This is a genomic window from Streptomyces liliifuscus, assembly GCF_016598615.1.
Lineage (GTDB): Bacteria > Actinomycetota > Actinomycetes > Streptomycetales > Streptomycetaceae > Streptomyces > Streptomyces liliifuscus.
The window spans coordinates 1,414,231-1,438,975 of the sequence record NZ_CP066831.1; the positions used below are offsets into that span (position 1 = coordinate 1,414,231).

Genomic DNA, 24,745 nt, shown 5'->3' on the forward strand with positions numbered 1-24,745 from the left:
CGCTTCCCGCATCCTCTCCTCGACGCGTGCGACCACGTTCGACCGCATGCGACCACATCTGAGCGCACGCGACCGATGCATGTCCGGCCGCTGGCGCCCCGGAGCCGGAGGAGGAGTCGATGCCGTCCCATCCCACGCCTCGCAGGACGCCCCTGCTGCTGACCGCGGTGGCGGTACTGGCCGCAGCGGCCTTGACCGCCACGGGCCGGCCGGCGGGAGCCGCACACCGGACCCTGGCGCCCGAGCCGCCCCCGCCGGCCATGCTCTGCGCCCCCGCGGGCACCCTGACGGGCGAGGGCGGCCAGCGGGCCTCCGTCAGCCTGTGCGCGAGCGGCGGGGGCGCCGGTACGTCCCTGTCGGCTCCGGCCACCTGCGGGCGGGCCGGGTCCTCCGTCCGGTACACCTGCCGGACGTCCGGCACCTGGACCCTGCGGCGCGACGGCAGGACCGTGGCCACCGGCCCGCTCCCGGGCGGCAGGGAGCACCCCGGTCCGGGCACGTACGAGGTCAGCGGCACCGTGCACGTCCGCTCGTCGCCCGCGGGTGTCGATCTGCGCGGCACGGTCCGCGCCACCTTGACCCTCACCGACCCGAAGCCCGTCGCCACCCATCGCATCGAGGCCGACCGACAGGTGCTCCGGCCGAACACGACCACGACGGTGACGTACACCGTCTCGCGCGACAGCGACGAGGGGGACGGAAGCGCCCGTTTCGGACTCATCGGCGAGGAGGCCTCGGGTGTGGAGCTGACGACCGCCGACCCGCGCTGCGTCAATCCGCTCGTCGGCCGCTATCCGTCGAGCGCCCGCAGCATGTACGCCCTGGACTGCGCCCTCACCGACCTCCAGCCGGGCAGGCCGTCCACGGTCGTCGTCCGGGCCCGGCTCGCGGACACCTGCACGACGGTCGTGTCCAAGCTGGGTTACTGGATGCCCCGGGGCCAGAGCCTCTACACCGGAGGCATGCTGGCCGGCCCGACGGTCACCTGTACGCCGTCAAGTGCCCGCGGGCACTGACCACTTGGCGCCACGAACACCACCGGGCCGGTCCCCGTGCGGGGACCGGCCCGTGGCGGCGGCGAGGCAGGCCCTTCGCCGCCGGTGCTCGTTCGCGGTGCGACGGTGTCAGGACTGCGGCGGCCGGTCCTGGTCCGGGTTCGAGCCGAACTGGTCCTTGAGCCTGTCCTGGCCGCTGTCGACCTGACCGCTGTACTTGCCCTGGGTTTTGTCGTCGACGACGTCTCCGGCCTTGTCGACACCCTTGTTGGCCTGGTCCGGGTGGCCCTTCAGCATGCCCTTGATCTTGTCCATAACGGACATGAGTCGTCCTCCTGATCAGTTCACCCCCACGCATCCAGGGTCACCGCAGGTGGAGCATTTCGCATCCGGGCGGGAAAACAGCCGGTCAGAGACCGGGTTCTAGGCCTCGGTACGGCACTCCGGGTGGCCCCAGCCGTCGGCGTTCTTCGCGATGGTCTCGCCCGCGGTGTAGGAGCGACCGCAGCGGCAGCGGCCTGGGAACTTGGCCTTGAGCGTGCGCGAGGACGACGACGAGGAAGACGAGGCGGAGGACGCGGCACGCTTGCGCGCGGGCGCCGTGCTTTTGGCCGTCTTCTTGGCCGCGGGCGACTTCGGCGGCTCCGGCGAACCGTGCTCGCTCCCCGCCGGCTCCTGGACGAAGGCCGCCTGGCTCGCCGCCCGGTCCGCGAAGTCGTTGAGCGGGTCGCCGTCGACCTGGTGCGCGGGCACGTACCGGAACTCGACCGAGCGGCCGTCGAGCAGTTCGTCGATCCGTACTACCAGTTCCTGGTTGGCCACCGGCTTGCCCGCCGACGTCTTCCAGCCCTTGCGCTTCCAGCCCGGGAGCCAGGTCGTGACGGCCTTCATGGCGTACTGGGAGTCCATCCGGATCTCCAGCGGCACATCCGGGGCCACGAAGGCCAACAGCCGTTCCAGCGCGGTCAGTTCGGCGACGTTGTTGGTCGCCGTGCCGAGCGGGCCCGCCTCCCACTCGGTGGGAGTTGTGCCCGTCCCGTCGGCGATGACCCAGGCCCAGCCGGCGGGGCCCGGGTTGCCCTTCGATGCCCCGTCGCATGCGGCGATTACGCGTTCACCCATGGGCTCGATCATGCCAGGCTGTGGCTTCGCTCCGGGACGGCGGGTGATTTGGTGCGGGTGCGCGGTGGCTGGGCGCGCCCACGCGGCGGAGCCGCACAATGTCACAGCCCCCCGCGCCCCTGAACGGCTGCTGCGCAGCCGTGGACCGAGTCCCGCTCCCGCTTCCCGTCGTGGCATCGCAGCACACCCCGGAAAACCGTCCGGACAGCGGCTCTCTGACCACGCGCAACTGTCCGTCGGACCCTCCTTCCTGTGAGCTATGTTGAACCTGAGTGGGACACGAAGGAGGCGCATCGGTGCCATCGCCGCAGCAGGCCCGCGCGCAGGCGTCTGCGATCAGCTCGGGAAAACCGGTCCCGGAGGCGGAGGCCGCTCCCACCACACGGCTGCGGGCACTGTTCGACGGCCCCCGGCTCTCCCCCGGGCAGCGCCGCATCGCCCAGTACCTGATCGAGCACATCACCGAAGCCGCGTTCCTGTCGATCACGGACCTCGCGGAGCGGGTGGGCGTGAGCCAGCCCTCGGTGACGCGCTTCGCCACGGCGGTGGGCTTCAGCGGCTATCCCGCGCTGCGTGAGCGCCTCCAGTCGATCGCGCTCAGCAAGCTGGCCAGCACGCCCGAGGCCGCCGAGGAGGCGGAGGCGGCCCGGCCGAACGAACTGCAGGCGGCCGTCGACGCCGAGATCGACAACCTGGAGAACCTGCGCCGCGACTTCGCGAACCCTGAGCAGGTCATCGAGACCGGCCGCGCGCTCTCGCGATCGACCCCGCTCACCATCCTCGGGCTGCGGATCTCCGGTTCACTGGCCGAATACTTCGCATACGCCGCCCGTCGCATCCACCCGGACGTCCGGCTGGTGACCCGGGGCGGCAGTGTCGCGTACGACGCCCTGCTGCAGTCGCGCGAGGCGGGCGGCACCTGGGTGCTGGCCTTCACGATGCCCCGGCACGCGCACGAGACGCTGACGGCCATGCGGGTCGCCCGGCGGGCCGGGCTGAGCGTCGCCCTGGTCACCGACCTGGGCCTCGGGCCGCTGGCCGACGAGGCGGACGTCGTCTTCGCCACCGGCACCGGCTCACGCCTCGTCTTCGACTCGTACGCGGCGCCCGTGGTGCTGTCCGCGGCCCTGCTGCAGGCCATGACGGACGCCGATCCCGAGCGTACGCAGGCCCGCCTGGAGGACTACGAACAGGTCGCCGACGAGCACGCCTTCTTCGTCAAGGACTGACCTCCCAGGCATGTGGTGACCGGTGCCCGCAAGGGGTGATTCAGCCGTACCTCCACATGAAATTTTTCATACCCTTGCGTACCGGACGGTATATATGAATACTTCTCGCTGATCGGGATCCGGTGGGGTCCTGGTCGGCCCGGGAACGACGCTCCCTTCTCGTATCGGCCCCGGGTGCATTGAACGGGCACCGCTCGCGCACGCCCGTGGCGGCCCCGGTCCATCCCCTAGACCGGGGCCGCCAAGAACGACCCTCGCCACCCGCCGGCCACCTCGGAAGCGATGTCCATGTCCCTGACGTACTCCCCCATCAGCACGGATTGGCCGTGTCAGGTCAAGACGCCCGGCAACCGGGACTGGGAACGATCGGCTGCCAAATGGCTGCGCGACCTGGTGCCCTCCCGCTACGCCAGCTATCCGCTGCTGATCCGTCAGCCCGTGCTGCTCGCCCGTCACGCGCAGATCCAGCTCCAGCAGGAGATCCGGGTCGTGCGGACCGCGCTGCACAGCGCCCGGGCCGAGCTGCCCGCCCTGGGGATGCCGGAGTCCGTCATCGAGAACACGATCAAGCTGTACGCGGCCGAGCTCACGCAGTTGAACCACATCGCCCGGGGCGTGCGCGTCGTCTCCCAGGCCCTGGTGGAGAGCCACAACACGCGGCACGGCCACTGAGCCCCTCACTCGCGGACCCGGCGCCTTCGCGACTGCGGACGCTCGCTAGTCTGCCGGGATGCGTGATGGGGGAAGCGGGAGTGACGGTGGCGTCGACGGTCCCGACAAGGAGACGTCCGTCAAAGGTCTCGACGAGGAGACGTCCGTCGGACCTCGGGGCCGATTCGGATCGTTGACGAATCGCCTCTCGTTGCGCGGGCAACCGCGGAAACGTCGCTGGGCCGTCGTGGGCGCGGCCGTGGTCGTCCTCGCGGCCGGGGTCTCCCTTCCGCTCGCGCTCGCCGACTCCGGGCACGACAAGCCCTGTTGGCGACTGCCCGCCGCGAAGCGGGCGCTCGCCGACGACGCGAGGGCCGCAACGAGGGCGCTGGATCCCGGCGAGGACCTCGAACGGCTCGGCTCGGTCAGGAAGCTGCTGGCGCACGAGAGGGTGTGCGACGACGGCGCCCGCGTACTCGGCGACATCGTGAACACGGCCACCCGGTCCACGGGTTCGGGCGCACCGCACACCCTTGCGCAGGCCCGGGGCGCGTACGCGGTGGCGGCGGTCCTCCACGACGTGGAGATCCCCGACGGTCTCGCCCCCGGCGTGGCCCGGATGCTGGCCGAGTACGTGGTGGACGCGGGGCGCGACGGCTCTCTCGGCGACGACGACGCGAACCGTCCCGCGGTGCCCGCCGAGGAGGCACAGCTCGACCCGAACGGCTACTCCCGGTACGGACGCTTCCTGGCGGCGGGCGAGGCGCACGTGGTCTTCGAGCACAGCGACAGCTACGCGGACGCCGACGCGAACATCGAGTACCTCGTCGCCGAACTCGCCGAGGATCCGGAGGCGTTCGCGATCCTCTACGACGCCGAGCGCGCCTACTTCGCGTACTACCTGGAGCGGCTGACGGACTCAGGGGGCGACCCCGACTTCCGGCCCTCGACCGACAAGCGCTTCGAGTCGACCCCGCAGGACTGGCCCGACAACGACCTCCAGGACATGTCCGGCCGGATCGGCAACCTCATGAAGTACCGCGCCACGTACGTCAGGAACGGGACGATCCCCGACCTCACCGCATTCGACAAGGCCGTGCGCGAGCACACGCGTGGCACCTTCCGCCCCGCGTCCCGGCAACTCGAAGACCGCCCACCGATGGGCGACATCGCGGACCGGAAGGCCGCCGGTCCGGTGCGCGGGGACCTGATGGACGGCCGCCACCAGCTGTTCACGGTCCTCGAAAGATGGGCCGAGGAACGGAACGTGTCCGCCGAACGCACCGCCGCGATGAGGCAGTTGGTGGACGACTGGTACGTACGGGCGCTGTGGATGACCATCTATTAGGGATGACCATCGAATAGGGGTGCCGTCGACTGGGGATGATCGTCCACCAGCCGGACGAGGCACCCGCGGTCAGAAGCGGAACCGGAGTTCGGAGCAGCCGCGTCGGTCCACCTGGTTCTGCGCGAACTGCTTGAACATGCGCTGCTTGGCGGCCTTGTCGACCCCGGGTATGTCGTCGGAGGCGCTGAGGGCGAAGTTGGCGGCCTCGCCGTCGCAGCGGGCGGTGGCCGTCGTCGACAGGAACTCGCCGTTGCTGTCCTCGAAGACGAGGCGGTTGCTCCAGTCGCCGTACCAGGCGGCGAAGTACATCCCCTTGTCGTTGCCGTTGTCGCCCGACTCGCTGCTCAGGTCGCACTGCCCCGTCGGCGCGGAGTCGTTCATGCCCGCCTCGACGTGCCAGTCGCCGCTCTCCGGGAGGCCCGCTCCGGTCACCCACTCGCAGCCGGTGCCCTTGGCCCGGCTCAGCGGCACGGCCTCGGGTTCGTCCCCGAGGGCGGGCGGCACCGGGTTCCCCTTCGGCGCCTTGAGCGGCTCGGCGCCGCAACCCAGCCGGTCCGAGGCCGAGTTGGCGAGCGCGACGACCGCCTGGTACGCGGCTCCCGGCACCCCGTACAGCGTGTCGCGGCCCATCCAGGTGCGTACCAGGAGCTTGCTCTGCCGGCCTTCGGCGTCCTCGGGGAGGTCCGGGCAGGGCATCAGGAGCTGGATCGCGCCGAGGCGGTCGATGAATCCGGGCAGTCCCTCGGGCACCGCGGACTGCGAGGAGAACCCCTCCTCGGGAAAGGCCCGGAAGAACTCCCGGTCCTGGTCGTCGCGCCGGGTGTACGCCTCCATGCCGATGAGGCGTGAGTCGTTCACCTCGTCGCCCTCCATGGTGAGGTCGCACGTGTACGAGCCCAGGGCGCCGGTCTGCCGGGACTCCTCACTCTCCAGGTGCGCGTCGTCCGGGGTGAGCCGGTCCACGACGTCCCGGGGCAGCGCCCCGCCGCACGCGCTGCCGGCCAGCATCCAGTCCTGTGCGTACGGCTCGGCCACGTAGCCGCTGATGCCCAGCACCACCGCAGCCGCCACCGACACCTTGATCCAGCGCCGCACCGTTTCCGACCCCCGTCACACCCGCACCAGCGTTCACTCCGGCCTCACGGCCGGGCACAGGCCCGGACCCTACTCGGCGCCCAGGACCGGCCGGCACCCGGCCCCGACCGGGCATGGCACTCAGTTCCCTGATCGGAGCACACCGAGTGCCATCCGTGCCTCGTCCGGTGCTAGGTTCCCCACCATGAGCGAGGCACCCCGCCCTGACCAGGCGGCCGATGCGACACCTCCGAAGCCGACGATGCGGGACTCCCTCGTCGCGGCGGCCTTCCAGCTGTTCCTGGAGCGGGGGTACGAACAGACCACCGTCGACGAGATCGTGGCTCTCGCGGGGGTCGGGCGGCGGTCCTTCTTCCGCTATTTCCCCTCCAAGGAGGACGTGGTCTTCCCGGACCACGAGCGCTGCCTGGCCGAGATGAACGACTTCCTCGGCAAGGACAGTGGCAACGGCAGAGGCAGCGGCGGGGACGCTGACGACCCGGTGGCCAGGGTCTGCGACGCCGCTCGTGTCGTACTGCGCATGTACGCCGAGAACCCCACGTTCTCCGTCCAGCGCTACCGGCTGACCAAGAAGGTCCCGGGACTGCGGACGTACGAACTGTCGGTGGTCTGGCGGTACGAGCGCGCGCTCGCCGAGTATCTGCGCGGGCGTTTCGCCGGTCGTCGTGACGGGACGCTGCGGGCCGACGTGATCGCCGCGGCCGTGGTCGCGGCGCACAACAACGGGCTGCGGTCGTGGCTGCGTTCGGACGGCCAGAGCGACGCGTCCGCGGAGGTGGATCACGCGCTCGCCCATGTGCAGGAGGTCTTCGGTCCGGGCCCCGCGCCCGTCGGACCGGCACAGCAACCGACCGGGGAGCCGGCGAAGGAGCCGACGGAGGACGACGTGGTCGTCGTCATCTCCAGGCGTGGTGCGCCGATGTGGCGGGTCGTCCAGGAGGTCGAGACGGCTCTCGGTCGAAATCCCGAATGATTGAGGGTACTGAGTGCCTTTACGCGTGACACTGCGTGCCATATTCTGAGGTCGTGCACGGCGCTCCGCGCACTTCTTCAGATTCCGGCCCAGCGCAGGGAGATGACATCGTGTTCCACCGAGGAAGCGGGACCACGACGGGCGTACTCGACCCGGAGGCGACGACCATCGGCCCGGCCGCCGAGGAAGGGCTCCTCTACCAGCGTTGCCGCTGGTGCGGGACCGCCATGTTCCACCGGCTGCTCTGCCCGGTCTGCCAGGGCAGCGACCTGCGGACGGAGCGCAGCGCGGGCCTGGGAGTCATCCGCCACGCCACCGTCGTCCAGCGCAACACTCCGGGCGCGCGCAATGTGTCGCTCGTCGAGATGGCGGAGGGTTTCACCGTCCGGGGCCGGGTCACGGGACCGCTCATAGCGATCCGTACGGGCGACCGCGTCCAGCTCACCACGGCGTTGGACCCGGTCCGCCGCGAACCGGTGTTCAAGCTCGTCGAGGAGCCGTACTCCGGCTGGCACTGACCGGCTCTCCCACCGGCGCCACGCGCGCGGCGGGTCCGCGGGGGACACTGGGCAGGGACAGGAACCCGCGGAGAGCGTGGAGGAGCCCATGCACGCCAAGGACGTTCTCGTCGACGCGTACGGTCGCATCCGGGAAGAGGTCCACGCCGCAGTCGACGGCCTATCCCCCGACGAGCTCAACGCACGCATCGACGACCGGACCAACTCGATCACCTGGCTGGTCTGGCATCTCACCCGTGTCCAGGACGACCATGTCGCCGACGCCTTCGGCCTGAAACAGGTCTGGCTGTCGCAGGACTGGCCGGACCGTTTCGCCCTGGGCCTGCCCGGCCGGGACACGGGCTACGGCCACACCCCGCGGCAGGTCGCCAAGGTCCAGGTCGACTCGGGCGACCTGTTGCTCGGCTACTACGACGCCGTCCACGAGCAGACGCTGGCCGCCCTGCGCGACCTGCGCGCCGACGACCTGGACCGGATCGTCGACGAGAACTGGTCCCCGCCCGTCACGCTGGGCGCCCGCCTGGTCAGCGTCCTCTCCGACGACCTGCAGCACGTGGGGCAGGCGGCGTTCGCACGGGGGATCCTGCAGGGGCGTTGAGGACGGCCGTTGAAGAAGGGTGTTGAAGACGGCCGTGCCGTGAGGTGAGCACCTCGGCGCCACCCTTCAGTCGCCTCAGTCACGGCGCGCCAGGAGCCGGTAGGCGTTGGACAGACCCAGCCGGTGCGACAGGGGTTTGATCACGAACCGGTCCAACAAGGTGCCCAGGATCAGGGCGGGAACACCGGCGATCAGCATCGTCGTGCGCAGCGTCCGCTGTCGGCGGTTCGGCGGGTGTGGCAGCCACGGCAGGTCCTCGCGTGGAGCGGCCGTGTCGAGGGCCAGCCAGACGCCCGCCAGGAGGTCGACCGGATCGTGCGGTTCGGCGTGCTGTTCCGCCACCACCGTGAAACCGAGATCGGTCAGTCTGCGCCGCAGGTTCTCGACCGGGACGAGATGCAGGTGCTGCGGCTGGAGCCAGGGCAGCCACCAGCGGCCGAGAAGGCGGGCATAGCGGCTGTCGGGGTCGGGGACCTCGATGAGCAGATGACCGCCGGGGCGGATCGTCCGGTGCGCGGCCTCCAGTTCGCGGCCGGGCTCCGTGCTGTGTTCCAGGTAGTGGAACATGCTCACCACGTCGTAGTGGCCGACGAGTTCCGGGGCCAGGTCGGGGAAGGTGCCGCGGTAGCCCCGCTCCACGCGTCCGGCGCGCTCGGCGAGTTCGGCGCCGTCGGTGAAGTCGAGCCCGTCGAAGGCCGTGCCGGGGAAGACGGTCCGCGCCGACTCGCAGAAGTGGCCGTGGCCGGTGCCGACGTCCAGCCAGTTCTTGGGCGTCTCGACGAACGGCAGCAGCGACTCCGCGCGCTGCCGGTACATCGTGGTCCGGTCCCCGAAGGTCTTGCCGACCTGCTTCTCCCCGAGGCCGTCGTAGAAGTCGCGGTAGTAGAACTCCAGCCCCTCGGCGCTGAGTCGGGGGTTCTGGAAGGTGTGCCGGCAGTCCTGGCAGCGGTCGAGGACGAAGTGGCCCGGCTTGTGCTGGATCACGTCGGTGGTGCGCAGACGCGTCTTGAGCCGTGCCGAGCCGCACCAGGGGCAGTCGGAGCGCCGGGGTTCGAAGAACCGTTCCAGGCCGCGCGCCAAGTCGGCCTGGTATGCAGGGCGCAGCGCGGCGACCTGTTCGGTGCGGCTGGGTTCCGGCTCGGCGTCGGCCTGTTGTGGTTCGTGCTCTGCGTCGCTCATGGGGCCTCCTTGGAGGGCGCGCCGACGGCCAGTTCTTCGAGGTGAGTTGCTGCCGCGCGGGCGCCACCCGCGGCACGGAACGCGGTACGGATCCGCTCGGTGGCGGCGCGGTAGCCGGGTTCGTGGAGTACGGCGTCGATCGCCGCGCCGAGCTTGGGCGCGGTGACCCGCCCGAACCTGACCCGGATGCCCGCTCCCGCGTCGACGACCTGCCCGGCGACGACGGGCTGGTCGTCGCGGATGGGGGCCACGACGAGAGGGATACCGTGCCAGAGCGCCTCGCACACGGTGTTGTGCCCGGCGTGGCAGACGACCGCGTCGACCCGTTCGAGGAGCGGGAGTTGGGGGACCGAGGGACGGATCAGTACGTCCTTGTCGTCCAGGTCCGGGGGTACGCCGAGCACGTTCGCGGGGTCGACGATCACCGTCTGCACCCGGTCCGCACGGGTGCGCAGGGCGTCGCGGCACTCGGTGAGGAAGCGGGCCCCGACATCGGTGTTGGCGGTGCCGAGGGTCACGAGCACCGTGGCGCGGGCGGGGTCGAGCCAGTCCCAGGGGAAGTCGGCAGCGTCCGGCCGGGGAGCCATCGAGGGGCCGACCCAGCGGATCCGGTCACCGGCCTCGGCCCCAGCCCCCGACCCTGCGCCTGCGCCTGCGCCTGCGCCGACCAACTCCGGTGTGCTGAACGCGAGTACCAGGTGCGGCGAGAACCGCGGATCCGCCGTGCCCGACGGATCACCGATGCGGCCGCGCAGATCGTGGAGCAGCGTGTCGAGCCAGTCCGCGACCTTGGGCATGCCCGCCAGCGCGTCGGCGAAGGTGAATTCGGCGGAGGTGGTGGACGAGGTGGCCCACGGCACGCGCAGCCGCTCGGCGACCAGCCCTCCGGCGAAGGCCTGCTGATCGGCGACTACGACATCGGGGCCGAACTCCTGGATGGCCGCCCGTATGCCGGGGGCCATCGCCTCGGCCAGTGGCACCAGGAACCGTTCCCACAGGAACTTCAGAGCCTCCGGACCCCGGAGCTCAGCCGGCCGGACTCCGTCCTCCCCTGTCAGGACCGGTCCCGCGCACGGGAACACCACTGCCTCGTGCCCCGCGAGCCGCCGGACGAGCCCGGGATCGGCGGACGCCCAGGCCACCCGGTGTCCCCGCGCGGTCAGTTCCGCCGCGACGCCCACCGTTGGGTTGATGTGGCCGACCAGGGGCGGCACGACGAACAGGAAGCCGCTCACCGGCCCTCGACCCTCACGAGCTCGGCCACGCCCCGCTCCGCCACGCCCTCCTCGTGAGTCCCCTCGCCGATCATCGAGAGGATGTGGCCGCCGACCGCCCCCGGCGCCTCCACGAGTACGGAGTGCTCGTGCCCCGGCACCACGACGGTCCGGCAGTCGGGCAACAGCGACTCCAGCCAGGGTGCCCGCTCGACGAGGGCCGACTCGCCACCGTAGAGGGCGAGCACCGGGCAGCGTACGGACCGGATCTGGTCCTCGGTCAGCACCTGACTGACCGGGATGTCCCGGGCGAGGGTGGTCTCGCGGGCCAGGCGGGCCGCGCCCTTCGCCAGGCGGGCGGTGTTCTGGCTGCGGTTGGCGGTGATCCAGGCCAGCGCGGCGGCCTCGTTGTGCGCCAGCTCGGTCAGCACCTGCCGCAGCACCCCGTCCATGGTCGCCGCCCAGCCCGCGGTCGCCGGCTCCGATTCGATCAGGGAGACACCGGCCGCCCGCTCCGGGTGGCGGGCGGCGTAGCCGAAGGCGACGGACCCGCCGAAGGAGTTGCCGACCAGTTGGACCGGTCCAGCCACCTCCAGCCGGTCGAGCAGCGCCTCCAGGTCGTCGAGGTGGTCGTCGAGGCGGTAGCCGCTCTCCGGGCGCTCGCTGCGGCCGTGACCGCGCAGGTCGTACATGATCACGTCGATGCCGGACACCGCGAACACCGGTGCCAGGGTGAAGTAGTAGCTGGCCAGGCTGTCGGTGAGCAGACCGTGGACGAGAACCGCGGTCGCGGTGACCGGGCGCCCTGCCTTGGGGGTCATCCGCTGGACGTGCAGCCGGACATCGCCGGTGTCGACCATCGCCATGGCTCAGACCGCCTCCGCCGCTTCGAGGCTCTGCACGACGTGCTCGACGAGCCTGCCGACGGTGAGTTCGATGATCTCGTCGAACTCCATACCGGCCAGGAACTCGGCGAAGTTGACCCGGTCCCCGTATCGCTCCCCCAGGAGACCCGCCAGCGTCACGAGGTCGATGCTCTCCAGTTCCAGATCGCGGTTGAACGTGGTCTCCATGCGGACCTCGACGTCGTCGAGGCCGTACTCGTCGAGGAGGGTCGCGAGCATGCCGGTGAGATCGGCGAGGACCGACTCCTCGTCCGCGCCTGCGAGTTCCGCACGCACGGGTTCCACACGCACGAGTTCCGCGCGCACGAGTTCGTCGTCGGTCGCACCGGTCGGCTGACTCGGGTTCATCGATCGCTCTCCTCTTGGTCCGTCGGTCCGGTCGTCCAGGCCACGACGTAGTCCCTGTCCGGCAGTCCCGGCGGGTTGCCGGTCCGCTCGCAGTGCACGGTGTACGCGCGTTCGAGGCGCCCCGAGACCAACAGCCGGTGTCCGGCGGCGCCTTCGGCCGTCGCTTCGAGCACGGTGAAGTCCCGGGGTCGTCCGCGGAAGCCGGTGCCCTCCGCCTTGGCGACCGCTTCCTTGGCCGCCCAGAACCGGGTGAACCACAGCGCCTCCGATTCACCGGTGGCGGCACATCGGGCGCCCAGCAGCCTCAACTCGTCCTCGCCGAGGGCGACGGCGAGGGTCTCCGCATCCCTTTCGACGACCTCTTCGATGTCGATGCCCGGCCCCGGCTCGGGCCTGTGCGGCCGTACGATCGCGACCCCGGCCTCCGCTCGGTGGGCCAGCGAGATGTCCAACGAGGGCAGAGACCGGCCGTGCAGCCCGGTGACGTACGGCCGCCCCGACTCGTCGTTGCGCACCCGGATCTCGGCCGGGAAGACCGGTCCTTCGCCGTGGTCCCACAGCCACTGCCGTGCGGCGTCCTTGGCGGCGATCCGGCCCAGCAGCCACTGTCTGCGCCCCCGGGGAGCGTGCCGCTCGTACTCCGAACGCTCCGCGCCGCTCAGGGAGTTGCGCATGATCAGATCGCGCGAGGCGAGGTCGGGCCAGCGCTCGTGGAGCAGGGACCAGCCGCCGGGCCGCGCCTGGGAGAGGGTGTTGCGCTCGGGGAACCGCTCTACGGGCCTGGTCTGCGGGTCGTTGTCGAAACGGCGGTCCTGCCAGCCCGTGAGCTCCGCCCACACCTCACCCGCGACGACCAGTTGGACGTCGGCTTCGAGCACGGTGTCGGTGAGGGAGGTGATCCTCACCAGGCAGGCCACGTCGGTCCCGGGGCGCGGGTGCGGCCCGTAGAACCGCATGTGCCGCATCTGCACGGGGAACACGACGGTCCGTTCCGTACGGGTAGCCATGATCCAGTAGCCGAGTATCTGGCCCACGTTGTCGAGCAGGGCGCCGGGGGCGGTCGGCGTGGTGAGCACGCCTCGTACGTGGCTGTCGCCGATCGCGGTGAGTTCGGTGACCCCGTGGAAGGCTGGGCCGTGGAACATCCAGCGCTCGGCGTAGAGCTGGGCCGCGGTGTGGTCGGGGGCTCGCTCGGAGGCGGGGTCCGCACGCCACGGGGTCGGGGGTGCCACCGGATAGCGGGCCGCCAGCTCGACGACCGCACGGGCCCGGGGGCCGAAGGAGACCGCGAGGCGGCCGGGGCCGTCGGGAACGGCGGTGACCGGTACCTCGACTGCCGGGGTTGCGGTGAGCCACTGGTCGAACCGGGCCCCGTGCACGGCGACCGCCCGCATGCCGGGGGCCGCGTCCTGGGCCGCCTCCATGATGTGGTGAACGATCGTGGTCGCGGGGACGACCGGCCAGCGGTCGGCCACATCGGGCCAGCCGGGCCGCTGCGGGAAGAAGCAGTGGTCCAGGAGGTAGGGCATCGCTTCTGGGGATACGTGGACGGTGGTGCGCCATTCCTGGCCGGGCGGCTTGGTAGCGGGGGGCGCGGGGGTGGGGGCGGGGGCTTGGGTGGGAGCGGCTGCCCGGGCCGGGGCGCGGACCGGGGCGCGTACCGGGGAAGGCGGCAGGGCGCGAGTAGGAGCTGTGGCCGTGGCAGGGCCGGAGTGGCGGCTGCCTGCCGTGATCAGTGCGGCGGCCGTGTCGGCGGTGTCCCGCAACAGCGCGCTCAGCTCGGCGGCGACCGGCATGCGCGGGGCGAGGGCTTCCAGGGGCGACGGGCCCGCAGCGACCGCCGTGGGGACTGCATCACTCGGGGCCGGTGTGCCGCGCAGCTCGGCGCGCAGCTGCGTGAGGGCCGGGCCGTCGAGCGAGACGAGCGCCCCGCCGAGGTCGAGGCGGACGGTCGACCGGGCCGTCCGAGCGGGGCGCGCAGGGTCGACGGGCCCCGCGGAGCGAGCGGCGGAGCCGGCGAAAGTAGCGGAAGGAGTGGAGGAAGCAGAGGATGCGGAGGAAGTAGTGGAGGGAGCGGAAAGGCCGGCGGAACGGAGCGCTGACAGCGACAGCGCGGGAGCGACCGCCCCGGACGGCGGCAGTGCCGGAGCGACCGCCGCGCCCGCGCTCCACAGCGCCGTCGCCACGCGGCGGAGCTGGGCGAGGCCGGTGCGGTGGGGCGAGTTGGCCGCCACGACCAAGTGATCCCGCCCGCTCAGCGTGTCTCCGACGAGCGAGCCGAGCTGCCCGGTGCCGACCTGAACGAAGGCGCGATGGCCCGCCGCGTACATGGCCTCGATCAACTGCTGGAAGCGGACCGGTTCCAGCAGGTGTCTGACGAACAGGTCGCGTACGGCGGCCTCGCCGACCGGGAACGGCGCCGCGGTCGTTCCCGACCACAGGGGCACGGTCGGCCGATGCAGTCGGAAGCGGTTCGCCGCTTCCTCGATGGGTGCGAGGTAGGGCTTCAGCATCGGTGTGTGGAAGCCGGACCGGAAGGGCAGCACCTGGCTGAGCACGCCCCGGGCACGGAAGGAACGTACGAACTCCTCCACCGCCTCATGAGGTCCGCACACCATCGACTGGTTCGGCGCGTTGTCGTGGGAGAGGACGATTCCGGCGTCCGTCCACCCGTCGTCGAGGGCCTCCAGGACTCGCCCGGCGGGGGCGCCGAGAGCGGCGAAGGACAGGCCCGGGACGGTCAGCGCGTCGGGGTCGAACGACGCCATGAAGTCGCTCACCTCGTCCCCGTCGTACATCCCGGCGGCCACCATCGCCGTCCACTCGCCGACGCTGTGCCCGGCCACCGCGTCCGGGACGACGCCCATGTGGCGCAGCGCGCCGTCGAGCAGCCGTCCGACGCCGACGACACCGAATCCGTGGCGGCCCACGTCCGAGACCCGGGCCGCCCCCTCGGTGTTCGAGACAGGCGCAGGGATACGGGGAAGCCCGAAGTGAGCGGCGACGTCGTCGACATGGGGCTCGAAGTCGCCTTCGAGCCCCGGGAAGACGAAGGCCAGCTTGCCGCTCGTGTTCTCGTCCCGACCTCCGCCGCCGAGCAGCGGACTCGGTGTGAACCAGACATCGCTGCGGCCGTGCCAGGCGCGTCCCTTGGCTACCGCCCGGCGGGCCAGGGCGAGCCGCTTGGCGGTGGGGGCGACGATGCCGAGCCGGGCCCGGCCCACGTCCGGATGTGTTCGGCCGGTGTCGAGACCGGCCGCGAGCAGGGCCGAGTCGTCGGCCTCCAGCAGGGCGGCCAGGCGCTCGGGGCTGTCGGCGGCGAGCAGAAGCACCGGCTCGGGCTCGGCGACGGAAGCGGTCGGGGTCAGGGTCGCGGTCGGGGGCTGGGACTGGGGCTGGGACTGGGGCACGGCGACGGTCCGAGGAAGGGACGAGGGCTCGGGGTCGGGCAGAGGCACAGGAGAGGGCAGGGGCGGGGAAGCGGCCGCCGCGTGCCGGATCGCCCGTGCGCCGGGCGCCTCCTCCAGTACGACATGGGCGTTGATCCCGCCGAAGCCGAACGCGTTGACGGCCGCCCGGCGCACCGGCTGCCCGGGACCGGTCTCCCAGGGCATCGCCGTCGCCAGCGGGCGGAAGCGGGTGGCCGCGAGCGCGGGGTGCGGGTCGTCGCAGTGGAGCGTCGGCAGGAGCATCCCGTGGTGGACGGCGAGGGCTGCCTTCACCAGACCGGCCACTCCGGCGGCGGGCATGGTGTGCCCGATCATCGACTTCACGGAACCGATCACCGCGGGGTCACCGTCCGTGCCGGCGCCGAACACCTCGGCCAGGGTGGTCAGTTCGGCCGCGTCGCCTGCCGGGGTCGCGGTGCCGTGGGCCTCCAGGAGGCCGATCGATCCGGTCCTGGCGGGGTCGAGCCCCGCCGCTTGCCAGGCCTGGCGTACGGCATGGGCCTGGCCGCCGGGGTCGGGGTTGACGAGACCTGCGGCGCGGCCGTCGCTCGCCACGCCGGTGCCCCGGATGACCGCGTAGATCCGGTCGCCGTCGCGTTCGGCGTCAGCCAGTCGCTTGAGCACCACCACACCGGTGCCCTCGCCGATCAGGATGCCGTCGGCTTCGCGGTGGAACGGGCGGATCCGCTGGCTCGGGGAGAGCGCGCGGAGTTGGGAGAAGACGCTCCACAGGGTGATGTCGTGGCAGTGGTGCACTCCGCCGGCGAGCATCAAGTCGCAGCGTCCGGAGGCCAGTTCGTTCACCGCCTGGTCGACGGCGACCAGCGAGGACGCGCAGGCGGCGTCCACGGTGTAGGCGGGGCCGCGCAGGTCGAGCCGGTTGGCGACGCGTGAGGCCGCGAGGTTGGGCACCAGGCCGATGGCCGACTCGGGGCTGTCGGGCCCGAGTCGCTCGGTGAACGCAGCCCGGACCCGGTCGAGTTGCCCCGCGTCCAGGTCGGGCAGCAACTCGCCCAGCGTACGCACGAGTTGACCGGCGGTGCGGACCCGCTGGTCGAGGCGGACCAGGCCGGGGGTGAGGTAGCCGCCCCGGCCGAGTACGACGCCGATGCGGTGCCGGTCGGGCAGCCGGTCCTCGCCGCCCGCGTCGACGAGGGCGGCGGCGGCCACGTTCAGCGCGATGAGCTGGTCGGGTTCGGTGCCGGGCACCGAGTTCGGCATGATCCCGAACCGGGTGACCTCCACGTCGGCGAGCCCGTCGACGAAGCCGCCGCGCCGGCAGTACACCTGGTCGGCGGCGGCCGGTCCGGTCGCGGAACCGGGGCGGTAGTAGTCGGCGTCCCACCGCCCATCGGGTACATCGGTGATGGCGTCCGTACCCGCCAGGAGGTTCCGCCAGTACGCGTCGAGGTCGGCGGCACCGGGCAGCAGCACCGCCATCCCTACGATGGCCACGGGGGACGGAAGTTGACGCTCCCTCAGTTGACTTCGGCTCAGTTGACTTTGGCTCAGTTGACTCCGACTCAGTTGACTCCGACTCAGTTCGCCCCGGCTCAGTTCGTCCCGATCGGCTTGATCCGTCAGGTCGTTCATGTCACCAGCCCGACGAGGTGTAGACGACCGCTCCGGCCGACTCGTCGCCCCAGGCGAGTTCGCGCAGCAATGCCGCGGTGCCCTCCTCCGGGTCGATGAGCTTGATCCCTCGCCTGGCGTACTCGCGTCCGAGCTCCGGGGTCACCATTCCGGTGTGACCGCCGGTCGGCGCCCACGGTCCCCAGTGCACGGTCAGGGCACGGTGGCCGGTGCGGGCGGCCCAGTCGACGCCGAGGCTCTGCAGGGCGTCGTTGGCCGCCGCGTAGTCGACCTGGCCACGGTTGCCGAGGACGGCCGAGATACTGCCGAACAGGACGGCGAACGCGGGCCCGTTCGGGAACTCCTCCAGCGCTGTCAGCAGGGTCTCCGCGCCGCTCGTCTTCGTCTCGTACACGCGCTGGAAGGACTCGGCGGTCTTGTCGGCGATCAGCCGGTCCTCGATCACTCCGGCCGCGTAGACGACACCGTCGAGCCGGCCGTGCTCGGCGTGGATCTCCTTCACCGCCTGGAGCGCGGCGTCCGGCTCCCGGAAGTCCACGGAGTGGTAGCGGGCCGTGCTGCCGAGCGCCGTGAGCTCCGCCAGGGTTGCGGTGATCTCCCGCTGGGCCAGGACGAGTTCGGCCTCGCGGTTGATGTCGGCGGGTGTCACGCCGCCGCCCGCGCGGGCGGCCAGCACCGTGCGCAGCGCGGCGCGGTCCGCGGCCGCGGCGATCGCCGGATCCTCGGGTCCGGTCGGCGCCGGGGTCCTGCCGAGCAGTTCGATACGGCACCGGGAGGCCGCGGCGAGTGCGGCGGCGAAGGTCGCGGTGATGCCGCGGGCCCCGCCGACCAGCAGCACCACCGAGTCCCGGTCGAGGCCGATGGCGGCGGCCTCGGCGGCTCCGTCACCCGCCGGTCCGGCGCCGGTGGTGCCGAGGGCGCCCAGCGGTGTCTCGACGAGTTCCAGTCCATGGCGACCGGCCACCGTGCGCAGGACGACCGGGGCCGGTTCGGCCGCGAGCAGTTCGGCGACCAGCGCGTCGGCGACGGCGACCGGCGTGGCCTCGGCGAGATCGACGACCCGCGCGACCGTCTCCGGGTACTCACGTGCGACCGTACGGAACAAGCCGTGCAGCCCAGCCGACCGGAGGCTCGGGGAGTCCCCGTCGGCGGCCCGGGCGGCGAGCATCCAGCGCGGTCCCCGGCGCAGGGCGGCCTGGAACACCGGGAAAGCGTGAGGCAGCACCGGTGACGAGGAATCGGCGAGGGAATCGAGGTACAGCACCCCGTCCACCCGGCCGTCCGCCTCGGTGAGCAGGTGTTCCGGCCCAAGGACGACGGCGTCGGCTCCATGCGCCGCAAGCCGCGAGCAGACCTCCCGGGACACGTCCTCACTCTCGTCGCCGAGAAGGACGAACCGTTTTCCGGCCAGTACGGCGGACGCGTCCGCCGAGCCGTCGCCGTCCTGCTGCTCCAGAAGCACGGGCCGCAGCTGAAAGCGTTTCGGGGCCTCACCGGTGACTGCCACCGACTCCGGCGTCTCGGTCCCCCCGGCCGCCGTGCCGCCGGACGGTTCGGCGGGCCCCGCGAGGCGCGCGGCGAGCCAGCTCGTCACCGACGCGGCCGTTCGGGCCTTCGCCAGGTCCTCCAGTTCCGCGTCGTCCAGCCCGGCGACGTCCACGCCGCCCCCGGCGCCCAGGCGCTTGGCCAGTTCACCGGCGATTTCGGCCCGCTTGATGGAGTCGATGCTGAGGTCGGCCTCCAGGTCGAGATCGGGCTCGATCATGTCCACGGGATAGCCGGTGCGCTCGCTGATGATCTCCAGTACGACCGCCAGAACGTCCGCTTCCGTGACGGCTGCCGTGACCGTCTCGGCGGCGGGCATCTCGGCGGTGGTGGGCGCCGCTGCCGCCCCCGGTCCCGGAACCGGCGGCTGTTGAGCCACGGGAAGCTCAGCGGCAGCCGGTACGGCCCGCAGATGGGTGCCGACCCCGGTGGACACGGCGGGCACGACGGGCGCGGCAGGCGCGGGAATCCACTCCCCCGCCGTGGCACCGAAGTAGGTCAGCAGCACGTCCCGCTGGGCAGCCACCATCTCCCGGCTGGTGCGCAGGTATTCGACGATCAGGGCGTCCCTGTCGGCCGGGACGCCGTTTCCGTGGTTCGCGTGGCTCGTGGTCACTGTCGTCTCCACAACGCGTCGGGCCGGCGCGAGGGCGCCGGGGAGGAGTTCTCCGGCGGCCGTACGGACCAGTTGCCCGTCGACCGTCCATCCGGGCCGCTTGGGCTCCGGGGTCCGGGTCGCGTCGACGGCGTCGCGTCCCTGGAACAGCCATCCGGTGCGTACCGGCAGCCCCGCCACGGCCAGTTGGGCCAGTGCGTCGAGCCAGCCGCGCAGTCCGCTGTCGTGGCGCGGCTCGCACGCGACGGTGCGGTGCGGGCGGTCGCCGAGGATCTGTGCGACCAGGCGGGTGAGTATGGATCCGGGTCCGGCCTCGACAAAGATCCTCGCCCCGGCCTCGTACATGGCCTCGATCTGTGCGACGAATCCGACGGGGGCGCCGATCTGGGCGGCGAGTTCCGCACGGATCTCGTCGGCGTGGTCCCCGTACGGTGCCGCTGTGCGGTTGGACCACACCGGGAACTCGGGCGTACGCACGGTCCGGCTCGCGAGTGCCTCGGCGAACCGCTCTCCACCGGCGGCCACCACCGGGCTGTGGAAGGCGCAGGCGACGGGTATGCGTTCGGCGCGGTGTCCGGCCGCACGCAGCAGCGAAACAGCGGTGGCCATCGCCTCGGTCGGGCCTGAAATCACCGTCTGCCGAGGCGAGTTGTGGTTGGCGACGACGACCGTTGCGGGAGCTCCCGTCTCGCGCAGGGCCCGCTCGACGTCTTCGGCTTCGGCCGTCACCGCCGCCATGGTTCCCGGGTCCTCGCCGACGGCCGAGAGGATCGCCGCCGCCCGCTCGGCGCTCAACTCTAGGAGCGCCTCCGGTGTCAGCGCGCCCGCGGCGCAGAGGGCGACCAGTTCGCCGTAGCTGTGCCCGGCGGCCATGTCGGGTCGTACGCCGGCCGCGGTGAGCAGCGCGTGGGCGGCGAGTCCGGCGATGCCCAGCGCGGGCTGGGCGACCCGGGTGTCGGTGATCCCGGCCCGCCGGCGGTCCCGGGCAGCCGTGTCGAAGGCGGCGGGCGGATACAGGGCGTCGGCGTGGTCGCGGCCGAGGTGCAGATAGTGCTGGAGCTCGGGGAAGGCGATGAACACGTCCGCGAGCATCCCGGGCCGCTGGCTGCCCTGGCCCGGGAAGAGGAACGCGACCTTGCCGTCGGCCCCCGCCGCTCGACGCGGCCCGGGCGGTGCTTGCCCCGCGCCCACGCCAACGTGCCCCACGCCCGTACCCGCCAGCCCTTCGTCTGCGCCCGCCGGCCCCGCGCCCACGCCCGCCAACCCGGCGTCTGCGCTCACCCGCCCCACGTCCACCCGCGCCTGCTCGCTGACGTCGGCCAAGGCTCGTCCGGCGTCCGCGAGGTGGATGCCTCCGGCCGGATCGTGCTCGCCCGCCAGGGCCCGGCGCAGCTGACCGATCAGCCCGTCCACGTCGGTGGCGACGACCGCCGCCTGGACCGGTTCATGGCGGGCGTCGGCGCGGCGGGACGCACTCAGCGCGAGGTCGCGCAGACGCCACGGGCGGCCGTCGGTCTCGGCTGCCTTGAGTACGTCCTCGATGGCTCGCCGGGCCGCCGCCGGATCCGTACCTCGGAAGGTGAACAGCTCGGCGGGCCAGCTGTCCAGGCCGTGGGCGGGCGGTTCGGCGGCGGTGTGGGCGCTGAGCACCACATGGAAGTTGGTCCCGCCGAAGCCGAACGCGCTGAGCCCGGCGACGCGTTCCTCGGCCGGGGCCGCCCAGGGCCGTGGCCGTGCGTGGAAGACGAACGGGCTGCTCTCCTCCTGCCACGCCTGGTTCGGCCGCTTCATGTGCAGGGTGGGCGGCTTGACCCCCGTGTAGAGGGACAGCACGGTCTTGATCAGACCGGCGAGACCGGCGGCACACTTGGTGTGTCCGATCTGCGACTTGACCGAACCGAGCGCGCAGCCGCCCGACTTGGCCCCGGCCTCGGTGAACACCTCGCTGAGGATGGTCAGTTCGGTACGGTCCCCGACCACGGTCCCGGTGCCATGGGCCTCGACCAGGCCGACGTCGGCCGGTGAGATCCCCGCGTTGTGATAGGCGCGCTCCAGCGCGGCACGCTGGCCCTCGGGTCGGGGCGCCGTCAGTCCGAGCGAGCGGCCGTCGCTGGAACTGCCGACTCCCTTGATCACGCCGTAGATCCGGTCGCCGTCCCGTTCGGCGTCCGCGAGCCGCTTGAGCACGACACAGGCGATGCCCTCGCCCAGGGCGATCCCGTCCGCCGAACTGTCGAAGGCCCGCGACCGACCGGTCGGGGAGAGCGCGTGCACGGAGGAGAAGAGGGCATAGTCGTTGATGCCGTTGTGCAGGTCGGCGCCCCCGCACAGGACGACGTCGCTCGTACCGCCGACGAGTTCCTTGCAGGCCACGTCGACGGCGGCCAGCGACGACGCGCAGGCCGCGTCGACGGTGTAGTTGGCGCCGCCCAGGTCCAGCCGGTTGGCGATCCGCCCCGAGATGACGTTGGCGAGCATGCCGGGGAAGGAGTCCTCGGTGAGCCTGGGCAGTTGACCGTCCAGACCTGCCGGCACCTCGCCGTAGTAGGAGGGCAGCACGGCACGCAGGGTGGCGGCGTTGGAGAGGTCGCTGCCCGCCTCGGCGCCGAAGACCACGGACGTCCGCGAACGGTCGAAGCCCCGGGCGCGCTCCCCGTAACCGGTGTCCTCCAGAGCCCGCCGCGCGGCTTCGAGCGCCAGCAGCTGTACGGGCTCGATGCTGCCCAGTGAGGTCGGCGGGATGCCGTAGCGCAGCGGGTCGAAGGGGATTCGCGGCAGGAAGCCGCCCCACTTGGACGGGGTGGCGCCGTCCGTGCCCTCCGAGTAGTGCACGGCCGGGTCCCAGCGGTCGGCGGGGACCTCACCGACGCCGTCGTGGCCGCCGAGGATGTTCGCCCAGTAGGCGGCGAGGTCGGGGGCCCCCGGGAACATGCAGGCCATGCCGACCACGGCCACGTCCAGCGGCTCGGGCTCCGCGGGCTCCTCGGCCGTGTCCATCCCGAGGCGTTCGCGAAGGAGGGCCGTGCGGGCGGCGAGAAACCCCGCCGCGCCGGTGGTGACCGAACCGTGCAGCGCGTTGATCGTGGTGGTCGCCGAGCGCAGGACGGCCACTTCCCCGGCCATGAACATGCCCTCGGAGAGCTGGCGTTCCTCGGCCACTGCCGCCAGTTCGCCGGTGGCGTCCCGCTCGATCCCCTTGCTCGCGATCCGCAGCCGCCCGACGTTGAGCCGTTCCAGTTCCTCCCAGATCCGCCTCTCGGGCACACCGCGCTCGCGCAGCTCCGCCTCGAACTCCCGGTAGTTCTCGCTGAACGGACTGGGCACACAGCGGGTGGCGTGGCCGGGCGCCGTCTCCAGCAGCGCGGTGCGGGTGGCGGCCATGACCTGCTGCTGGAAGAGCGGCTGGACCGCTCCACACTCCACCGCCTCGTCGGTGAACAGGTAGGCGGTTCCCATGAGGACGCCGACGGCGGCCCCGCGCGCGGTCAGTGGAGCGGCGAGCGCGGCCACCATCGCCGACGAGCGCTCGTCGTGGACACCGCCCGCGAAGCACACCTCGACGCGTCCGGCCGTTTCGGCGTCCGCGCCCTCCAAGAAGTCTTCCAGCACGGCCAGTTGGGCTTCCCACAGAGAAAAGCTCGCACGCGGTCCGACGTGGCCGCCGCATTCGGAGCCCTCGAAGACGAAGCGGCGGGCTCCGGCGTCGAGGAACTGGCGGAGCAGTCCCGGCGAGGGCACGTGCAGGAAGGTCCTGATCCCGGCCCGCTCCAGCGCCTCGGCCTGGGACGGTCGTCCGCCCGCGATGATCGCGTGCGTGGGCCGCAACTCCCGTACGGCTTCGAGCTGGGCGTTTCTGGTCTCCTCGGGGGCGAATCCGAGCACGCCGACACCCCAGGGCCGCCCGGACACTGCGGCGCGGGTCTGCTCCAGGACCGTACGCGTCTGCTCTCCGCTCGCGAGGGCCAGCGCGATGAACGGCAGGGCCCCGTCCGCGGCGACGGCTGCGGCGAACCGCGCCTGGTCGCTGACCCGGGTCATCGGCCCCTGGGCGACGGGCACCCGCGTGCCGAGAGCCCGGCTCATCGGAGACCCTGGGCGCAGTGCCGCGCCCGGCCCGTCATCGCGTACGGCGTCCCGTACGGAGGCGATCAGGGCACGGACCGTCCGGCCCGCGTCACCCCAGCGCTCGGCGAAGCGGGCGGCGAGGAAGCCGTCCTGACCGACCGGCAGGAGCTGGGTACGGGGGTCCTGGGCACCGAGCATCCCCGACACCAGCAGTGGGTCGTCGGCCGGGACGCGCGGGGCGTCCGGGCCCCGGCGGTGCAGCACCCGGTGCCCGCCCACCACGACTGTCTCCGAACCGTCCATGGACCGTAGTGCCGCGGCTGCCGGTTCCGGCAACCTCGCCTCGGCGAGCAGCGCCAACTGGCTGTCCAGGACCACTCCGGCCGCCCCGCCGGCCACGGCGGCCGCCGCCGTACGGGGGCCGATGCCGCCGCAGGCCCAGACAGGGAGGTCGACGCCGGGCTCGGCGAGCAGGTGCTGGAGCAGGACGAAGGTGCTGAGCTCCCCGGTCCGGCCGCCGCTCTCGCTGCCGCGGGCGATCAGACCGTGCGCTCCGGCGCGGACCGCCGCCAGAGCCTGCTCCAGGTCCGTGACCTCCACCAGGACCCGGCGCGTCGCGGTGACCTCGTCGATCTGCCATGGCGAATCCATGCCGAGGACGATGGTATGAAGGCCACCGTCGTCTCGCTTTCCCGGCTTTCCGCTCTTCTTTCCAGGCGCGAATTCTCCGGGTTCGAGTTTCCCGGGATCCAGTTCGCCAGGATCCAGTTCTCCGGGAGCGATCCGGCAGTGTGCTCCGACCCGCACTCCGAACGGTCCCGGTGCCCAGCGCCGGAGGGACGCCAGGGCCTCTCTGGCTCTTCGGTCACCGACCCCCAGGTCAAGTACCCCTAAGCCGCCCGCACGGCTGACTGCGGCGGCAAGCCTGGCCTCGGGTTCACCGAACGGGGTGATTCCAATGATCATGTCCTCGGCGCGCACAGCAGACGTCATGATTCTCCGAAATAATCGGTGAGACTGCACGGTGGGGGGTGCCTGGAGACGACGAATTGGCCCACGCGGACATACACCGTTTACACGGCGTCGGGGGGGGAAACTCCCACGCGAAAACCAACCCGTTGGAAGCTAGCGCCACAGTTACCCGTCGGTCAACATCGCACCGACCTCCCGCTACGCCGTGGAATCGATCCAGCCAAGCCCCGTCGGGCCCCAAGAACCGAAAACCCGGCCAATTGCAATCAGTCACTACGCTAGCCGGACGACAGCGCCGCAAGTCCGCCAAAAGCAGCGCCATGATTCACC

General features: G+C 71.9%; 16 protein-coding genes. 7 read left to right on the forward strand and 9 right to left on the reverse strand.

Annotated features, from left to right (window positions below):
* The first annotated feature begins 119 nt into the window (after nt 1-119).
* The gene (locus JEQ17_RS06170) at nt 120-1,016 is read left to right on the forward strand and encodes a hypothetical protein (protein WP_234048101.1); all 897 of its coding nucleotides are present in this window, start codon (nt 120-122) and stop codon (nt 1,014-1,016) included.
* A 108-nt stretch (nt 1,017-1,124) separates the two neighbouring features.
* On the opposite strand, the gene JEQ17_RS06175 is transcribed toward JEQ17_RS06170, so the two are convergent.
* Both JEQ17_RS06175 and JEQ17_RS06180 read right to left on the reverse strand, forming a co-directional pair.
* Nucleotides 1,125-1,319, reverse strand: coding sequence for an antitoxin (locus JEQ17_RS06175; protein WP_200394257.1), 195 nt, complete (start codon nt 1,317-1,319; stop codon nt 1,125-1,127).
* A gap of 99 nt (nt 1,320-1,418) precedes the next feature.
* Entirely contained in the window at nt 1,419-2,129 is a 711-nt protein-coding gene (locus tag JEQ17_RS06180; protein ID WP_200394258.1) for a ribonuclease H family protein, read from the reverse strand.
* Nucleotides 2,130-2,413: 284 nt separating this feature from the next.
* On the opposite strand from JEQ17_RS06180, the gene JEQ17_RS06185 reads away from it, so the two are divergent.
* The 3 genes from JEQ17_RS06185 to JEQ17_RS06195 all read left to right on the forward strand — a co-directional run bounded on the left by JEQ17_RS06185 (nt 2,414) and on the right by JEQ17_RS06195 (nt 5,345).
* Nucleotides 2,414-3,346 (forward strand): MurR/RpiR family transcriptional regulator, encoded by a 933-nt coding sequence (locus JEQ17_RS06185; protein WP_200394259.1) that lies wholly within the window; start codon nt 2,414-2,416, stop codon nt 3,344-3,346.
* Between the two features lie 282 nt (nt 3,347-3,628).
* Entirely contained in the window at nt 3,629-4,018 is a 390-nt protein-coding gene (locus JEQ17_RS06190; protein ID WP_143641084.1) for a hypothetical protein, read from the forward strand.
* A gap of 58 nt (nt 4,019-4,076) precedes the next feature.
* Complete coding sequence (locus JEQ17_RS06195) at nt 4,077-5,345, forward strand: hypothetical protein (protein WP_200394260.1); 1,269 nt, start codon at nt 4,077-4,079, stop codon at nt 5,343-5,345.
* 69 nt (nt 5,346-5,414) lie between these two features.
* Here the strand turns inward: JEQ17_RS06195 and JEQ17_RS06200 are convergent, their stop codons facing one another.
* Nucleotides 5,415-6,440 carry a hypothetical protein gene (locus JEQ17_RS06200; RefSeq protein WP_200394261.1) on the reverse strand — a complete coding sequence of 342 codons (1,026 nt, stop codon included), beginning with the start codon at nt 6,438-6,440 and terminating at the stop codon, nt 5,415-5,417.
* A gap of 241 nt (nt 6,441-6,681) precedes the next feature.
* Here JEQ17_RS06200 and JEQ17_RS06205 point away from each other — a divergent pair, with 241 nt between their 5' ends.
* From JEQ17_RS06205 to JEQ17_RS06215, 3 genes are all read left to right on the forward strand, one after another.
* Nucleotides 6,682-7,413, forward strand: coding sequence for a TetR family transcriptional regulator (locus JEQ17_RS06205; protein ID WP_200401332.1), 732 nt, complete (start codon nt 6,682-6,684; stop codon nt 7,411-7,413).
* A 107-nt stretch (nt 7,414-7,520) separates the two neighbouring features.
* Nucleotides 7,521-7,931, forward strand: coding sequence for a Zn-ribbon domain-containing OB-fold protein (locus JEQ17_RS06210; protein ID WP_383384096.1), 411 nt, complete (start codon nt 7,521-7,523; stop codon nt 7,929-7,931).
* Between the two features lie 88 nt (nt 7,932-8,019).
* A complete protein-coding gene (locus JEQ17_RS06215; protein WP_200394263.1) occupies nt 8,020-8,529 on the forward strand; it encodes a mycothiol transferase in 510 nt (169 codons plus the stop codon).
* 75 nt (nt 8,530-8,604) lie between these two features.
* Here JEQ17_RS06215 and JEQ17_RS06220 read toward each other — a convergent pair whose 3' ends face one another.
* The 6 genes from JEQ17_RS06220 to JEQ17_RS06245 all read right to left on the reverse strand — a co-directional run bounded on the left by JEQ17_RS06220 (nt 8,605) and on the right by JEQ17_RS06245 (nt 24,436).
* The gene (locus JEQ17_RS06220; protein WP_200394264.1) at nt 8,605-9,708 is read right to left on the reverse strand and encodes a class I SAM-dependent methyltransferase; all 1,104 of its coding nucleotides are present in this window, start codon (nt 9,706-9,708) and stop codon (nt 8,605-8,607) included.
* Entirely contained in the window at nt 9,705-10,943 is a 1,239-nt protein-coding gene (locus JEQ17_RS06225; RefSeq protein ID WP_200394265.1) for a glycosyltransferase, read from the reverse strand. The genes JEQ17_RS06220 and JEQ17_RS06225 overlap by 4 nt, the downstream gene beginning before the upstream one ends.
* Nucleotides 10,940-11,788, reverse strand: coding sequence for an alpha/beta fold hydrolase (locus tag JEQ17_RS06230; protein ID WP_200394266.1), 849 nt, complete (start codon nt 11,786-11,788; stop codon nt 10,940-10,942). The genes JEQ17_RS06225 and JEQ17_RS06230 overlap by 4 nt, the downstream gene beginning before the upstream one ends.
* Before the next feature lie 3 nt (nt 11,789-11,791).
* A complete protein-coding gene (locus JEQ17_RS06235) occupies nt 11,792-12,046 on the reverse strand; it encodes a phosphopantetheine-binding protein (protein ID WP_234048687.1) in 255 nt (84 codons plus the stop codon).
* Between the two features lie 125 nt (nt 12,047-12,171).
* On the reverse strand, nt 12,172-17,064 hold the full coding sequence (locus tag JEQ17_RS06240) for a type I polyketide synthase (protein WP_234048688.1): 4,893 nt from the start codon (nt 17,062-17,064) through the stop codon (nt 12,172-12,174).
* Nucleotides 17,065-17,218: 154 nt separating this feature from the next.
* Nucleotides 17,219-24,436, reverse strand: coding sequence for a type I polyketide synthase (locus tag JEQ17_RS06245; protein ID WP_200394268.1), 7,218 nt, complete (start codon nt 24,434-24,436; stop codon nt 17,219-17,221).
* Nucleotides 24,437-24,745: the final 309 nt, after the last annotated feature.